17 protein-coding genes and 2 pseudogenes are annotated in these 14,853 nt (G+C 67.3%); 14 read left to right on the top strand and 5 right to left on the bottom strand.

Annotation, left to right across the window (positions count from 1 at the left end):
• Positions 1–26: 26 nt before the first annotated feature.
• From OHA77_RS24680 to OHA77_RS24670, 3 genes and pseudogenes are all read left to right on the top strand, one after another.
• Positions 27–767, top strand: coding sequence for a helix-turn-helix domain-containing protein (locus OHA77_RS24680; RefSeq protein WP_406311862.1), 741 nt, complete (start codon positions 27–29; stop codon positions 765–767).
• Between the two features lie 2 nt (positions 768–769).
• Positions 770–1,233: pseudogene (locus OHA77_RS24675) on the top strand (NUDIX hydrolase).
• Between the two features lie 337 nt (positions 1,234–1,570).
• Positions 1,571–2,356, top strand: coding sequence for a hypothetical protein (locus OHA77_RS24670; RefSeq protein WP_406311861.1), 786 nt, complete (start codon positions 1,571–1,573; stop codon positions 2,354–2,356).
• A gap of 34 nt (positions 2,357–2,390) precedes the next feature.
• On the opposite strand, the gene OHA77_RS24665 is transcribed toward OHA77_RS24670, so the two are convergent.
• The gene (locus OHA77_RS24665) at positions 2,391–2,582 is read right to left on the bottom strand and encodes a hypothetical protein (RefSeq protein WP_406311860.1); all 192 of its coding nucleotides are present in this window, start codon (positions 2,580–2,582) and stop codon (positions 2,391–2,393) included.
• A 312-nt stretch (positions 2,583–2,894) separates the two neighbouring features.
• The gene (locus OHA77_RS24660) at positions 2,895–4,292 is read right to left on the bottom strand and encodes a PLP-dependent aminotransferase family protein (protein WP_406311859.1); all 1,398 of its coding nucleotides are present in this window, start codon (positions 4,290–4,292) and stop codon (positions 2,895–2,897) included.
• A gap of 117 nt (positions 4,293–4,409) precedes the next feature.
• On the opposite strand from OHA77_RS24660, the gene OHA77_RS24655 reads away from it, so the two are divergent.
• From OHA77_RS24655 to OHA77_RS24630, 6 genes are all read left to right on the top strand, one after another.
• Positions 4,410–5,348, top strand: coding sequence for an ornithine cyclodeaminase family protein (locus tag OHA77_RS24655; RefSeq protein WP_406311858.1), 939 nt, complete (start codon positions 4,410–4,412; stop codon positions 5,346–5,348).
• Positions 5,349–5,389: 41 nt separating this feature from the next.
• Positions 5,390–6,286 carry a PhzF family phenazine biosynthesis protein gene (locus OHA77_RS24650; RefSeq protein WP_406311857.1) on the top strand — a complete coding sequence of 299 codons (897 nt, stop codon included), beginning with the start codon at positions 5,390–5,392 and terminating at the stop codon, positions 6,284–6,286.
• A gap of 12 nt (positions 6,287–6,298) precedes the next feature.
• Entirely contained in the window at positions 6,299–6,973 is a 675-nt protein-coding gene (locus tag OHA77_RS24645; protein ID WP_406311856.1) for a hypothetical protein, read from the top strand.
• 265 nt (positions 6,974–7,238) lie between these two features.
• The gene (locus OHA77_RS24640) at positions 7,239–7,496 is read left to right on the top strand and encodes a tyrosine-type recombinase/integrase (RefSeq protein WP_406311855.1); all 258 of its coding nucleotides are present in this window, start codon (positions 7,239–7,241) and stop codon (positions 7,494–7,496) included.
• 129 nt (positions 7,497–7,625) lie between these two features.
• A complete protein-coding gene (locus OHA77_RS24635) occupies positions 7,626–8,009 on the top strand; it encodes a hypothetical protein (RefSeq protein WP_406311854.1) in 384 nt (127 codons plus the stop codon).
• A 33-nt stretch (positions 8,010–8,042) separates the two neighbouring features.
• On the top strand, positions 8,043–8,714 hold the full coding sequence (locus tag OHA77_RS24630; RefSeq protein ID WP_406311853.1) for a DNA alkylation repair protein: 672 nt from the start codon (positions 8,043–8,045) through the stop codon (positions 8,712–8,714).
• A gap of 153 nt (positions 8,715–8,867) precedes the next feature.
• On the opposite strand, the gene OHA77_RS24625 is transcribed toward OHA77_RS24630, so the two are convergent.
• Genes OHA77_RS24625 through OHA77_RS24615 form a run of 3 tightly spaced genes read right to left on the bottom strand, consistent with a single transcriptional unit; the run spans position 8,868 to position 10,191 of the window.
• Positions 8,868–9,332 (bottom strand): VOC family protein, encoded by a 465-nt coding sequence (locus tag OHA77_RS24625; RefSeq protein WP_406311852.1) that lies wholly within the window; start codon positions 9,330–9,332, stop codon positions 8,868–8,870.
• Positions 9,329–9,838 (bottom strand): SRPBCC family protein, encoded by a 510-nt coding sequence (locus OHA77_RS24620; RefSeq protein WP_406311851.1) that lies wholly within the window; start codon positions 9,836–9,838, stop codon positions 9,329–9,331. The genes OHA77_RS24625 and OHA77_RS24620 overlap by 4 nt, the downstream gene beginning before the upstream one ends.
• A complete protein-coding gene (locus OHA77_RS24615) occupies positions 9,835–10,191 on the bottom strand; it encodes an ArsR/SmtB family transcription factor (protein ID WP_406311849.1) in 357 nt (118 codons plus the stop codon). Before OHA77_RS24615 ends, OHA77_RS24620 begins: the two co-directional genes overlap by 4 nt.
• A gap of 104 nt (positions 10,192–10,295) precedes the next feature.
• Here OHA77_RS24615 and OHA77_RS24610 point away from each other — a divergent pair.
• The 5 genes and pseudogenes from OHA77_RS24610 to OHA77_RS24590 form a co-directional block, all read left to right on the top strand.
• Positions 10,296–10,457: pseudogene (locus OHA77_RS24610) on the top strand (NUDIX hydrolase); the annotation flags it as partial.
• Between the two features lie 321 nt (positions 10,458–10,778).
• Positions 10,779–11,783, top strand: coding sequence for a zinc-binding alcohol dehydrogenase family protein (locus OHA77_RS24605; RefSeq protein ID WP_406311848.1), 1,005 nt, complete (start codon positions 10,779–10,781; stop codon positions 11,781–11,783).
• A 318-nt stretch (positions 11,784–12,101) separates the two neighbouring features.
• Positions 12,102–12,899 (top strand): S1C family serine protease, encoded by a 798-nt coding sequence (locus OHA77_RS24600; RefSeq protein ID WP_406311847.1) that lies wholly within the window; start codon positions 12,102–12,104, stop codon positions 12,897–12,899.
• Positions 12,900–12,926: 27 nt separating this feature from the next.
• Positions 12,927–13,916 (top strand): MoxR family ATPase, encoded by a 990-nt coding sequence (locus tag OHA77_RS24595; protein ID WP_326825865.1) that lies wholly within the window; start codon positions 12,927–12,929, stop codon positions 13,914–13,916.
• Between the two features lie 6 nt (positions 13,917–13,922).
• Entirely contained in the window at positions 13,923–14,807 is an 885-nt protein-coding gene (locus OHA77_RS24590) for a DUF58 domain-containing protein (RefSeq protein WP_406311846.1), read from the top strand.
• The last annotated feature ends 46 nt before the right edge of the window (positions 14,808–14,853 follow it).

Here is a 14,853-nt window from a genome sequence, read left to right as displayed (position 1 = left end):
CTGGACGTCCCCTCTGGGCAGGTGGCATGACGAACGAGCGACTGCGTGCGGCCCTTCTCGAACGCGGGGCATCGGTGGCCGAACTGGCCGAGGCGATTGCGGTCGACCCGAAAACGGTCGAGCGGTGGATCACCAAGGACCGCACGCCGTACCGAAAACACCGGTACGCAGTGGCTTCGTTCCTGAAAACGGATGAGAAGTACCTGTGGCCCGAGGCACTGACGCCTCAGCAAGTGGCCGCCGCGTCCGAGAGCGAGATCGTCACCGTCCACCCGCATCGCTGGGCCGTTCCCAGGGACGCCTGGGGACATCTGTTCACACAAGCCGAACGAGAGATCGGCGTGCTGGTTTACAGCGGCATCTTCATCGCTCAGGACACCGGCATCATGCGGACGTTCGCAGAGAAGGCCAAAGCCGGTGTGCGGGTGCGCATCCTGCTCGGTGACCCGGACGCGCTTGAGGTCGCCCAGAGCGGGGCCGACGAAGGCGCCGGTGAGGGCATGGCCGCACAGACCCGAATGGCCCTGACGCTCTACCGCCCGCTACGGCAGATCGACGGCATCGAGATACGGCTGCACCACACGATCCTGTACAACTCCATCTACCGCGGAGACGACCGGCTTCTCGTCAACACCCACATCTACGGCAAGTTCGCCGCCGACGCTCCGGTCATGCACCTGCGTAAGGTGCTGGGTGGAGACATGGTCTCGACCTACCTGGAGAGTTTCGAAAACGTCTGGGCCGGCGCGACCCCCCTTGGGTCCTGATCGTGGCCTGCCGCATCGATTTCCACGACGACCCGAACGCCCCCGCGCCCAGCAGCCTGGTGCCATCCGTGAACGTCGTGGTCACCAACGAGGCGGGCGACATTCTGACGATCCGCCGACCGGACATGACAACTGGGCCGTGCCCCGCGGCGCGATCGACCTCGGTGAGTCTCTGCCGGAGGCGGCCGTCCGGGAGACGCTGGAGGAGACCGGCATCACCGGCCTCGTCGGCTCCGATACCGACCCGCGGCACGTGTTCCTCTACACCAGCGACGGCGAGGACCGCCAGGAGTTCTCCATCGTGCTCACCGGCCTGGCCGTCTCTGGGGAACCGACGCCGAGTGACGAGTCCCGCGAAGTCCGCTGGGTGCCTCACGGCCAGGTCGACACCCTGCCGATGGACCGATCGATGCGGCTGCGGATCAGGCACTTCCTCGACGGTACGGCGCTGCCGCACATCGGTTAGGTTTTGCCTGAGTCAACATCGTTGCGTGCCCGAGGAACCGCTAAACGAGTAGTTCCGAATACGTTCAACGAACGACTGACCACCCCGTTCGGCGAGGTGGTCAGAAAACGTTCTACAGGCTGATCCATCACATGACCGATGTGCGGAGATACCCATCGAACCGGTCGAGCAGAATCGACGTCTCAGTGTTGTGAAGCATCGCTATGTGCTCGGCGCCGCTCTGGCCGCGATCGCGATATGTGCGGCAGCCGTACTGATCTCACGATCGATGAGCGGATCACCGCCCATACCGGCCTCGTGCCCGGAACGATGGGGTAGTGACAGATCTGGTGGTTGGGTGCCTGCTGCCGCCGAGGTCGACGGGGTCGAGGAGTCACTCGTGCCCGGCGAGCCGGCCAAGGCGATGATATGCGCCTATCCCGAGGACAACGCGCGCCCGGGGAGCGAGCGGCTTGCCGGGTCTCGAACCTTGACGGGCGAAGCCAGGACGATGGCTCGCGACCTCGGCTATCTTCCGGTCACCACAGAGGACCGCGGCGGCCCGTGCACACTGATGGACGGGCCGGTGACGAACTATCTCATTCGGTTCGCCTACCCCAACGGTGAAGCGCTGTGGGTGGGCAGCGCCGAGGAGGTCAACGCCTGCGTCACGACGACGAACGGCACGGTCGGCAGCAACTCGTATGTCGGGCGGAGCATCACCGCCGCCTACCAGACGGGAACGTGGAAGCCCGTACGGCCGGACGACCCCTGCCGAGGATCCGCCGGGCGCCGGGGCCAGAACGAGCGAATGGTGCCCGGCGAGCCGGTCTCGGTCCTGGTGTGCAGAAATGACCCGTACGGCAAGCGGTCTCCCCGGCTGGAGCACGGTAGGCAGGTGGCTGAAGCCCTGGCTGTGGCGCTGAACTCCTTGGACACCTGGCCGAGTGAGCACGGATGCCAAAGGATCGAAGGCGTGGATGACAGCGAGTTCCAGCTCTTGTTCAGCTATCCGGACGGACCGCCCGCGGATGTCCGGGTCTCGACGGGCTGCGACCCCGGCATCGACAACGGACTGCTCCAGGCGGCCTTCAACGACCCCGTCCGCGATCAGGTGGTGCGACTCGCCCCGCCGGCCCAATGACCGAGAATGACGCAGTGCCCGGCAAGGCAGACGGCTACGAGGCGAAACTCAACGTGATCTGTACAGCTCGCACGGCCGAGGTGATGCACGGGGCCGCGTTGGCGATCGACCGGCTGACCAGGTGCTCGAGGCCGTAGCGGGAGTGGATTTCCATGAGTCGGGCGTCGACGTCCAGAGGGAGGCTGTCCGGGCTGGTGGTCATGTCGCCGTAGGTCAGCGCCTCCACCGGTTCGGGGCGTTCCTGGTCGAACTCCTGAGCAAGTCGCGTTCGGTAGCTTCGTAGATCGCGCAGGAATGGTGGGCGGCCAGCCGGGCAGGCTTGTCATCAGCCTGATGGATGTCGCGCAGGTAGCGGGCACCGTCGAGCGGATGGAATCCGGTGTCCACCGATTCGGGTGGACAGCCGATGCCATGCAGTCAAGCCGAGGCGGTCAGCAGGTCGGATTCCCCCCCCCCGAGGATCAGTGCCGAGAACTACTGCGAATTTGTGCAGACGTGGGATTTCGTATCGGTGGCAGATCGAGGATCCCTCCTGTGCTCAGGCGCGAGTAACCGATCTCCGGCGTGCCTTCTCGGTCGTCACCTCCTCAAGCGCCCGGCTCAGCCTGCGGACTGCCTCTGGACGCATACTGGGTGGAATGTCTAGCGGGAGACGCAGACGGCGGTGCACCAGGCGGTCGGGGCTGAAGCGCGCCGCATCGACGAGTCGCAGACCGTGGCGGCTCGCGGTCGCCACGAGATCCGAGCTCGTCACGTCCGGGGGCAGGCGGCACCACAGACTGGGACCGCTGGCGTCCGGCGGCACCTGCAGTGAAGGAGCGGCTGCGGCCAGGAACGCCGTGAGCGTGGCGGCGGCCTCGGAGAGGTGTCGGCGGCGCACCTTGAGAAGAGCGGGATAGTCCTTGAGGAGGAGGGTTGCGGCGATCTGCTCGAGCATCGGGGTTCCCAGGTCGGATCTGCTCTTCTCGGACGCGAGCCGATGTGCCGTTGCCCGGTCCGTGCGTGCCCAGCCCACCCGCAGACCTCCCCAGACGGTCTTGCTGAGGGAGCCGATGCGTACGATCTGGGCGGACCGGTGAAACCGGAGGATCGCCCCGTCCGAGGGCGGGGCGAGATCGGTGAGGGTGTCGTCCATCAAGATCAGTGCCCGTGTTGTCCGGATCGCCTGGCGAAGCGCTTCACGCTGCGTCGCATCCATCGAGTGCCCGGTCGGATTGTGCAGCCCGGGCATGAGGTAGGCGAGGCTCACCCTGGGGTTCCGCAACCCTGCGAGCAACGCCGGGAGGGACCATTCGCCGTCGACCGCGACCGCCTCGAACCGTGCGTTGCGGGCACGGAACGCATCAAGAGCGCCGGGGTAGGTCGGAGACTCGATCAGCACCCGGTCGAGCGCATTGAGGCTCGTTCGGATCACCAGGTTCATAGCTTGTTGTGCGCCTGTGGTGATGCATATCTGGTCGGCATCCGTGTCCAAGCCCTGGCTGGAGTAGAGATGGGCGATTGCGACGCGGAGTTCCGCCAGTCCTGCGGCGCTGTAGCCCGTACCGGTGAACGCCAGCCGGTCGAGTGCGGCATGAAAGGCAGCGTGCACTTCTGGTGGCGGCGCTGAGGGAGCCGCCGCAGACCAATCGATCTCCTGCCGGGATCGTTCTGACAAGACGGGAGCCGTCCAGGGCGCCATGGACTCAAGTGCGGCATCCGGAGGGAGCCGCACGACGGTGCCGGAGCCATGGCGTGTGGCCAGGAATCCGCGATCCCGCAGATGGGCCAGTGCGCAGACGACAGTTGCGCGGCTGATCTGCAGGTCGTGCGCCAGCGGCCGCTCGGCGGGCAGCCGGGTGCCGGTGGGCAGACGCCCGTCGAGGATGAGGCCCGCCAGGCGGTCAGCCAAACCTTCGGCGAGCCCGGCCGGCGAGCGCCACGAACCCAGCAGCATGACGAGGTTTGATGAGGAGATTCGCATCCGACCAGTCCACTATCTCGCAAGTGGCATGTCCAGTGGCGGCTGAGCGGTGACATGGTGAGGACGTCACAGACAGCGGAGGAGGCAGCGGTGCGGGTCATCACGTCGGAACAGGTCAAGGCCGCCCTGGAGCTGGTGGACTTCGTGGAGCCGATGGGCCGTGCCTTGGCCGCCTACAGCCGGGGTGACGTGCTCGCCGCACCGATGTCGCTGTTCGAGGTACCCGGCGGGGAAACGCACATCAAGGCCGCCGTGCTGCGCGGCGGGAGGCGCTGGTCCGTCAAAGTCGTCACCAACGTGCCTGCCAACGCCGCTCGCGGTCTCCCTGCCGCGCACGCCACCGTCACGTTGTTCGATGTGGAGTCCGGACAGCCTGTCGTGATCATTCAGGACGACGGCGGTAGGCTGACCGGCTGGCGTACCGCAGCGGTCGGGGCCATCTCAGCGCAGCTACTGGCACCGCCCACGCGCACTTTGCTGGTCGCGGGGACCGGGCAGCAGGCGCGGCTGCAGGTGCAGGCGTTCGCCTCGGTCCAGGAGTTCTCGAGATTGCTGATCTGGGGGCGCAGCACGGAGCGGGTCGGTCGTATGGCTGCGGAACTCCGCATGATGCTGCCGCGAGTCGACGTCGTGGCCGTGTCCGACTTGGCGCAGGCTGTGGCCGAGGCGCAATCGGTGATCACGGCGACGGCGAGCACCGAACCGTTCCTCAGGGGTGAATGGCTGCGTCCGGGCCACCATGTGACTGCCCTCGGCGCCGACGACCTGGTCAAGCGGGAGCTGGACGCCACCGCGTTCGCTCGGGCGGACAGAGTCTACGTCGACTCGATTGCCCAGAACTTGGAGGTCGGGGAGCTTCGCGGTGCCGTCGGCGCCGGAGCTCTGGACGCGGGGAGCCTGGTCGAGCTCGGCACGCTGTGGATGAATCCGGTCCGCAGGAAGCCGGACGAGATCACGATCGCCAAACTGACGGGCATCGGAGTTCAGGACCTCGCCGCTGCGGAGGTCGTACTCGAGCGCGTCCCGTAGAAGCTGTTCACGTTCCACTGCCAGATTGGATGGATATTGCGGTGAGTACTGAATCCTTCGGCTACCGTCTCGCGGACGTCTTCGCCGAGCGCCGATATGAGGGCAATGGCGTCGCGGTTTTCGTTGACCCGCCACGGCTGTCGCAATCGCAACTGATGCGGGTCACCACCGAGGTGCGGCAGTTCGAATCGGCCTACCTGTGGCCGACACCGGATCCAACCACCTTCGAGACCAGGATCTTCGTGGTGGACAGGGAGCTCGAGTTCGCCGGCCATCCGGTTCTCGGAGCGGCTGCCGTCCTTCATGAACGGCATGGCGCCGCCGCCCACGAACAACAATGGACGTTGCGCCTGGGCGCGCGGGCCGTATCCGTACGCAGCCTCCCGGACGGGAGGGGCGGGTACGACGTCTCCATGGAGCAGGGCGCTCCCACATTCGGCCCCGTGATGGACGACCATTATCGATCGCGGGTGGCGCAGGCCCTGAGTCTGGAGCCGGATGACCTGGTTCCCGAGCTTCCTGTGCGATGGGTCAGTACGGGCCTGCGGTATCTCATCGTTCCCGTCCGCCCCGACGCGTTGGCGCGAGCGCGAATCGGCACGGCCACCTTCGGTGAGATGCTCGCCGAAGCAGGCGCCCTGCTCTGTTACGTCCTGGATCCGGAAAACCGGGAGGGCCGCAACTGGGTCAACGACGGAAGCATCGAGGACATCGCCACCGGGAGCGCGTCCGGACCAGCAGCATCCTACCTGGCCTGTCACCGGCTGGCCGACATGAACAAGACGGTCGAGCTGGCCCAAGGCCGTTTCTTGAACCGGCCCAGCATTATGCGTGTCGACCTGACGGGCGAGGCGGACAGGATCGATGGAGTCAGGCTGAGCGGCCATGTCTGCCTCACCGGAACAGGCACCATGGATGGCCCTCCGGCCTTGAAATAGGAGATTCGATTCATGCAGGGCGAGACGACTGACCCACTACACCGGTTCTTCGGGACTGCGGTGGCTCTGGTGGTCGCCGAGAACGGCGTGTGGGAACAGGCCGACAGGTTTCCCCTCGGAGACGTGTCAGGCGTGGACGCGGTATGGCATCGGCTGGACCGTGCCGGCGAGGACGTCGCGATCGAAGTCGGTTTCGACACCGATGCCTTTGTCGGTCTGCGGCTGCGCCCTGCCGAACGCAGCCGGGCGAAGGAGCTGGTGACAACTCTTCTCACTCAACCAGCGGGTGTTCCTCGGACTGTCGGCGGGATCATGAGCATGGTCGACCGGCTCGCTGCGAGGCGTTTCGCACACGTCAAGGCCGATCACGCAGAATTAGGGGTCCTCGATCGTTGGCAGAGCCTGGGCCACATCACGTTCGATCTCCCGCTCGTGGATGTGAATCCGCTCCGGTTGGACCCGGCCGGATTCGACCTCCACGACGCCCCGGCGCCGATCATGCTCGAGATCGTTTTCGGGCCGAGGGCAGACGGCTGGATCGCCGCCCGGGTGTCGACTCAAAGGGGCCCGCACATGCACAAGTTTGATGCGCTCAGATTCCGCGCCTTTGCAGAAGCTGTTTGCATGAGCTTACCGATGCCACATCCCGGCGAGTGTGCGCCACGGGATTCTCACGGCGGGAAATGATCAGGGGATCGGCTCCCGGGGCACCGACGAAACCGCCTTCACCTAGGCTGACAGATTCTATAGATAGAGCCCGTTCCACGCTATATAAGATCATCTTCCAGCCGATGCTCATTGTGGTCGATACAGGTCCTGCGCGCCCCGGGCACCATTACCTGGGACCTGTCGACAGTGCCGTCCCTCGGCAACGTAGTCGACGCCCACAGCCACCCAGCGTTCGGTATGCCGGAGGGTCTCGATCATGCGGCCTCGGCGGCTGCCCAGACCGATGAGCGACCCGGAGGTGGAAGCGTTACTGTCGGGCCTGAAGGAACTGCGCGACCTGGCGATGCTGCTGCTCATGCTGGACGGCGGACTCCGCCCGGGTGAGGTGTTATCGCTGCGCCTGGAGGACATCTCCTACGGCCCTCGCCGCGTCACGATCCGCGAACGCGATGTCTTACCCCTTATATGCGCACTCCTGGTGGTGAGTTCGTCCACAGGCGTGGCGAACACAGCCCAGACCTCCCCTCCTGCTCCCTTATAGAAGATGACAGGACCGCGTCCACCAGCACGGCTTCCACGGTCACGCTGATCACCGGAGACCGGGTCGCTGTGGACGGGCGAGGTCGCGGCGGCTCTGGCCGTCGGCACGTCGAATCGCGACCTCTTCGATGTGACCACACTGATCGCCGCCGGATACGACAAGGCCGACCTACTCTCGCTCGTCGTGACGTACCGCAACCAGCCCGCCGAGAAGAGGCTCCGGTCAGCGGCGGCAAATGCCGCGACGGTGGTGCAGGACCTGCCTCTGGTCAACGGCCTGGCCGTACGCGCCGGCGGAGAGCAGCGCGCCGCTTTCTGGCGGGAGCTCTCGGCGCTGACCCGAAGTGCCCAGGTCCCGCAAGTGTGGCTGGATTGGTTGAACAAGCCGTTGCTCGTGGACAGCATCAAACAGGTGGGCGCCCCCGCGGCCTGGGATCGTGGACACACATGGGCTTCACCCTGCTCCGTAGACTCACCCGAGCACCAACCTAATGTCTTTTCAGACACCCGCTAGGCTGCATTTCGCACGTGATGACAGGAGTCTGAGGTGGCCGAGACGATGGTGGCCGAGGTGATGGCCGAGCTGGCCGAGCTGGAGGACCCGAAGGCACGCGAGGTGAACGAGAGACACGGTGACGATCACGGTGTGAACCTCAGCAAGCTGCGCGCGCTCGCGAAGCGGCTGAAGACGCAGCAGGAACTCGCGTGCCGGCTCTGGGAGACGGATGACACCGCGGCGAGACTGCTGGCGATCCTGATCTGCCGCCCGAAGGCGTTCGAGCGTGACGAGTTGGACGTCATGGTGCGTGAGGCGCGCACACCCAAGGTGCACGACTGGCTCGTGAACTACGTGGTGAAGAAGAACCCGCACTCCGAAGAGCTGCGCCTGGCCTGGTCCGCCGATCCGGATCCGGTGGTCGCGAGTGCCGGCTGGGCGCTGACCACCGAACGCGTGCCGAAGAAGCCCGAGGGCCTCGACCTCGCAGGACTGCTCGACGTCATCGAGGCGGAGATGAAAGACGCCCCGGATCGCCTGCAGTGGGCGATGAACCACTGCCTGGCTCAGATCGGGATCGAGCACGCCGAGTACCGTGCCCGGGCGATCGACATCGGTGAGCGCCTGGAGGTGCTCAAGGACTACCCGACTTCCCCGGGCTGCACGTCTCCGTTCGCGCCCATCTGGATCACCGAGATGGTGCGCCGACAGCACGATGAGTAGGAAGGTTCGCGCTCACACTCGTGCCGTCAAGCATCATCCGACACCAAAACGTCAAGCATCAAGTGAGACTCGGCAGCCGCTTCCCAATATCGAACGTGACCCTCCCCTCGTACTGTGGAGATCTGGCCCACCTGGAAAGCTTCAAAAGCGTCCTCAGACGCGCCAGGGCATGTGCTGGAGAGTCCAGGTGTTGCCGTCCGGGTCGGCGAAGTGAGCGTAGTAGACACCGCCCAGGTCCTCGACCGGACCCACGTCCGCGCCGCGTTCGAGGAGCGCCGCACGGGCCTCCTCGATGTCACTCACTACCAGGTGCAGGCCGCGCAACGTGCCGACCGGCATGTCGAGGGACGGGATGCCCTCGGTCAGGGTGATCGAGCAGGCCGAGCCCGGCGGGGTGAGCTGGACGATTCGAACCCCGTCCGAGGGCCGCACGTCGACGTCCACGTGAAAACCGAGGCGGTCGGCATAGAAGGCCTTGGCCCGGTCGATGTCCGTGACGGGCACCGGGACGAGCTCGAGGAGAAGCGCGCCGGGACGGACGGGCGGTCCAGTGAGGCCGGCCGGGATATCGGCGATGTCGGCCGGGATTTCAGTCTGCGTGGGCTGGGTGTCGGTCATTGCAGCTCGCCTTCCAAGGTCGTCTCTGTGAGCATCTCGGCGAGACGGTCGTACGCCTCGCCTGCGCCGCGTTTCATGGGGGTACGGAGCACGCTGTCGCGGACCTCCCGCGAGGGGTAGCGCACCGTGGTGGTCATCGCGGTCCGGCCGTCCCTCTCGTCGAAGACGGTGGTGACGATGGCCTCACCTGCGTCCCAGCCGTCATGGACCTCACTCTGGACCAGCCGGCCGGGCGCGTCGACCTCGTGGAACACCCCGCCGTAGCCCATCTCGGCACCGTCCGGCCCGCTCGACACGAAGCGCCAGGCACCGCCCGGACGCAGGTCGACCTCACAGACGACGAGGTGCCAGCCGCGCGCGCCGTGCCACCGCCGGAGCAGCTCGGGCCGGGTGAACGCGTCGAAGACGAGCCGGCGGGATGCGGTGAACGTCCTGGTGAGCACGAGGTCGGTGTCGGACAGTGCCCGTACCGTCAGACCTTCGGTCTGCTCCTGCCGCGACATCATGGGCTCTCCCGTTCGACGGCGTTCGGTCCGCCGGGCTCGAGTTCGCCGAGCAGATCGTCCAGCCTCTGATAGCTCTCCTCCCAGTAGGAGCGGTAGTCCGCCAGCCAATCCATGGCGTCCTTGAGCGGGCCGGCCTCCAACCGGCGGGGTCTGCGCTGCGCGTCGCGTCCACGGGAGATCAGTCCGGCCCGCTCCAGCACCCGCAGGTGCTTGGAGATGCCCGGTTGGCTCATCGCAAACGGCGCGGCCAATTCGGTCACCGTGGCATCGCCCTCCATCAGCCGGGCCAGAATCGCTCGCCGGGTCGGGTCGGCCAGCGCGGCGAACGTTGCGTCGAGAACGTCGGCAGCCATATTGATTACCCTTCGGTTCTATAACTAAGTGGTTTTGTATCGTGCCGGGTTCGGCCCTGTCAAGGACTTCGGACTCGGTGCCCACGCCGGTGGGGTCCTGCCCCATGGCCCGCCGGATCGACTTCTACGACGGCCCCGAGGCACCCACAACCAACGGCCTTGTCCCCTCGGTGAACGTCGTGGTCACCAACGGCGCCGGAGACATTGCGATGATCCGCCGCTCCGACAACGACACCTGGGCCGTCCCCGGCGGCGCGATAGACCTCCCGCCCGGTTCGGAGGACGGAAAGCATGATCAATAAAGTATCGCCTCGGCCAACCACACCCTCAACGCAATCATGCACAGAGTCGTTAACCCCTGTGGGCTCCAGAAATCTCGGTGAGAAGCAACAGAACCCGTGGGAGTTTGGAAGGCAGCGCCGCCGGCACCTGCGGTGCGTCGGCGAGGAACTGATGGAATCCTCGCCGAGGCGGTACGGCTCCGCCCCGGCGACACTGCCGGCGTGATACAGGCTTCTGGTCGATCGACATCTTTCGGGAACAACCGATGGGAATACCAGGGATCCGCGCCTGGTTGCCAAGGCAACATGATCACGGGAGGGCACGTCATGCAGGCGGTCGGATTCGACGAGAACGGCGGGCCGGAAGTCCTGCGGAGCGTAGCGGTGCCGGCCCCGCAAGCAGGTCCGGGAGAGGTCCTGGTCCGGGTGGCCTACGCGGGAGTGAACTACGCCGAGGTACAGCACCGCCTCGGCGACTTCGGCCCGCCGGACCTGCTCGACATCCCCGGCATGGAAGCCTCTGGGCATGTCGCCGCGCTTGGCGAGGGCGTCAGCGGATTCGTCGTCGGGGACCCTGTCGCCGCGTACCTGCCCGACGGCGGAGGCTACGCCGAGTTCGCCGTCGCCCCGGCCCGCTTCGTCTTTTCGCTGCGCACCCCTATGGGCGAGATCGACCTGCGGACCGCCGGCGGGGCGGCACTCGTGCTGCCCACGGCGTACGGAATCCTCGCCGAGGCGGTACGGCTCCGCCCCGGCGACACCGTCCTGATCCATGCGGCGGCCGGCGGCGTGGGCTCCGTCGCCGCCCAGATCGCGCGTGCCCTCGGCGCAGGCGCCGTATACGGCACCGTCGGCAACGACGACAAGGCCGTCTACGCCAAGCGCTTCGGCTACGACGCGGTCTTCCAGCGCGACGGTTTCCCCGACGCGGTGCGCGACACGACCGGCGGGCGGGGCGTGGACGTGGTCCTCGACCCGATAGGCGGCCCCACGCGAATCGCCAGCCTGGAGGTCCTCGCTCCCTTCGGCCGCATCGCCGTCTACGGTGAAGCCGCCCGCCACCCTGACCTGAACCTGCCGGTCCTCCCCCTGTGGAAGCACAATCGAGCTCTGACCGGCTACAACATCGGCGATGTCAGCCGCCGCGCCCCCGACCTCCTGCGCGCCCATGCTCTGGCGGCTCTGGAACTCGTTGCCTCGGGAGCCGTACGCATCGACGTCACCGATGTCCTTCCGCTGGCCGCCGCGGCACAGGCGCACGAGCGGATGCAGGCGGGACGCAACCAGGGAAAGACCCTGCTGCGAACGTAGTTGCGCACCATTGCGTATGACACCTCTACGGCGCCGCACTCTGGTGTGCCACGCGGTTTCCGGACAGCTGCTCCACGGTTGACACTCCAGCCGTAGATCGGGATGAGTTGCGGACAGTCCCGGTCGTGCAGCGGGTCCGGCGTATCGACCAGCGGTCGGCGCCGCTCTCCTCGTCTCCGTGCTACGCGCGTGGGACCGCGGGAGCGGTTCTCAGGGAGTTCTCAGGCCGATTTTGTAGCACTTTTGGCTGAGATTTATGAGTATGGGGCAATGGAGCGCGTGCCGCAGGAGGCCGATGCGGCCGAGGCTCAAGGAGCCGTGGCTGGGCGGACCCGGCGGTTCGTCGTCGGGGGTGGCGCACTTGTCGTCGTGGCGCTGCTTGCGTACTGGCTGGGAAGCAGTGGTGGGAACGGCGAAGAGGCCGCGCCCAGGCCGAGCGCGACGCCGACGCCCGGTGCGACACTCACGGTGCCCGACGTCTTCAAGAGGGTCGGGCCGTCGGTGGTGGTCATCCAGGTCGGGAAGTCGCTCGGCACCGGGGTGATCGCGGCCGAAGACGGGACGATTCTGACGGCGCACCACGTCGTCGAAGGCACGTCGAACAGAGGCACGTCGAACAGAAGCTCGTCGGACGAAAGTGCTGAGGACGTCACCGTGACGTTCGCCGACGGTACCAGGACGAAGGCCGTTGTCACGTCGTCGAATCCCAAACGCGACGTCGCGACCCTCAAGCCCGCGAAGCTGCCGGAGATCGTCGTCCCGGCGACGCTCGGCGGCGCCGCGACCGTGGGCGCGCCGGTCGTGGCGATCGGCAATCCGCTGGGCCTGGCCTACAGCGTCTCCACCGGCGTCGTGTCGGGCCTGAACCGGACCGCCGACCGGACCGCCGAAGACGGCGACCTGAACGGGCTCATCCAGTTCGACGCCTCTGTGAACCCGGGCAGTTCCGGCGGTCCCCTCCTGGACGCTCGCGGCCTGGTCATCGGGATCGTCGTCTCGATCGCCGACCCGGGAGGCGACGAGGCGTTCGCCGGCATCGCGTTCGCGGTGCCGATCGGTGCGGCCCTGGGCGGCGGTGATGGCGACGGGCCGCCGGGCGACGGGCCCCAGATCTGACCGAAGCGTCACGAGAAGGAAGACCCTATGACCTCGACCAAGTCCTCCGAGTCGGCCCATCCGCTCGAACATGTGCTGTTCGAGGTCAAACGTACGATCGTCGGGCAGGACGTCCTGCTGGAGCGCATGGCCGTCGCGTTGGTCGCCGACGGCCACCTGCTCGTCGAGGGCGTGCCGGGCCTGGCCAAGACGCTCGCGGTGAGGTCGCTGGCCGCCGCGATCGCCGGGAGTTTCCAGCGCGTCCAGTTCACCCCCGACCTGGTGCCGGCCGACCTGGTGGGCACGCGGGTCTACCACCAGCACTCCGGGGAGTTCAGAACCGAGCTCGGCCCGGTGTTCGCGAACCTGCTGCTGGCCGACGAGATCAACCGCGCACCCGCCAAGGTGCAGAGCGCCCTGCTGGAAGTGATGCAGGAGCACCAGGTGACGATCGGCCGTGAGACGTTCCGGGTGCCCGAGCCGTTCCTGGTCATGGCGACGGAGAACCCGATCGAGTCGGAGGGCACCTACCCGCTGCCCGAAGCGCAGGTCGACCGTTTCATGATGAAGGTGGTCGTCGACTATCCGACGCAAGCCGAAGAACAGGCGATCGTCGCACGAGCGCTGCGTCCGCCCGAGCCGCCGCAGCCGATGGTGACGGCCGAGGACCTGATCGCGATGCGGGCCCGCGCCCAGCAGGTGTACGTCGATCCGGCGATCGTCGACTACGCGGTACGACTGGTCGCCGTGACGCGGTCCCCTGCGACGGCCGGGCTCGGCGAGCTGGAACGGTATGTCACCTACGGAGCGAGCCCGCGGGCGTCCATCGCGCTCGTCACGGGCGCCCGAGCGCTGGCGTTCCTGCGCGGCCGCGACTACGTCCTGCCGCACGACCTGTCCGAGCTCGCGCTCGACGTGCTGCGCCACCGCCTCGTGCTGTCCTACGAGGCCCTCGCGGACGACGTCGACGCCGACACGATCATCACCAGGGTGCTCGGGGCCGTCCGGGCGCCCGACGTCGTCCTGCAGAACCGCTGAGCTGCCATGGCCACCGCCCCCGAGAGGCTCCTGCTCCGCCTGGAGTGGAAGGTCGTCCGCAGGCTCGACGGCCGGCTCCAGGGCGCCCACCGCACCGCGCACCGCGGCTCCGGGATCGACTTCACCGGGTTACGCGCCTACGGCGACGGCGACGACGCCCGGCACATCGACTGGAACGTGACCGCACGGCTGGACGAGCCGTACCTGCGAATGTTCACCGAGGACCGCGAGCTGACGGTGTGGCTCGTCCTCGACCGGTCGGCGTCGATGGCGGCCGGCCGGCCGGGGCGCGGCAAGCACGACGTACTCGCCGAGCTCGCACTCGTCCTCGCTCGGCTGTTCGGCCGGGGCGGTAACCGCGTCGGCGCCCTGCTGTTCGACACCGGGACGCCGCGCGTCGTGCCGCCCGGCACCTCCCGGCGGCACGCGCTGCGGATCGGCGCCGAGCTGGAACGCACTGCCAAGGCGCGCGGCGGCACCACCACCGACCTGGCGGAGATGCTCGACGCGGCCGGACGGCTCGCGCGCCGCCGCGCACTCATCGTCGTGCTGTCGGACTTCATCGGCGACGGTGACTGGGAGCGCTCGCTCCAGCGCCTGGCCCGGCGGCACGAGGTGGTCGCCTTGCGGATCGTGGACACGGCCGACGACGTGCTGCCCGAAGCCGGGCTGATCGTGGTCGAGGACGCCGAGACCGGCGAGCAGCTCGTCGTCGACTCCGCCGACCCGTTGTTGCGGGTGCGCTTCCGCGCCGCCGTCGACGCCCGCGAGGCCCGGCTCAAGGCGGGCATGCTCCGGGCCGGGGTGCCCGTCCACCGCATCGACACCGACCGCGATCTGGCCGAGGCGCTCGTCGAGGTCGTCGCCCGGACCCGGGACCGATCGCCATGACCGAGCCTGCCGAAGTCATCCACCGACACATGAGGCCGATCGCCAT

The sequence above is a fragment of the Streptosporangium sp. NBC_01639 genome (assembly GCF_045209755.1).
In the GTDB taxonomy this organism is placed as follows: Bacteria; Actinomycetota; Actinomycetes; order Streptosporangiales; family Streptosporangiaceae; genus Streptosporangium.
Note: the sequence above shows the minus strand (reverse complement) of the source record. Positions and strands in the feature narration are given on the sequence as shown.